This is a genomic window from Vibrio sp. 03_296 (genome assembly GCF_002265885.1).
In genome coordinates, this window is record NZ_NPKW01001046.1 from 1 (window position 1) to 311 (window position 311).

1 pseudogene is annotated in these 311 nt (G+C 31.6%); it reads left to right on the forward strand.

Going from position 1 to position 311, the window contains the following annotated elements:
- Window positions 1-204: 204 nt before the first annotated feature.
- Window positions 205-311 (forward strand): annotated as a pseudogene (locus tag CIK04_RS34965) (capsular biosynthesis protein); the annotation flags it as partial.

Sequence of the window (311 nt, forward strand, 5' to 3'; positions counted from 1 at the left end):
TTTCAATACCAACCCATAAAAATTATTTTCAAATATTAATTACATACCCAAACAACTTGGAGTTGCAGCCAACACCGCTGCAGTTTCAAGTAGGAAGGGTATATAAATTAAAGAAATACCATTCTTATTAATATTATTTTATTAATCAAAAATCATTCATCAAACCTGTGCTCAATCGCACGTTATAATCTATGGAATGGAACTATGAAATACTCATTGAATAGACAGTTTGAGAAAATAAAGAGCATCAAATCCGATAATTCGTCTTGRTGTACCAAATGGGGAAAGTCGGATCTTCTTCTATTGAGCAT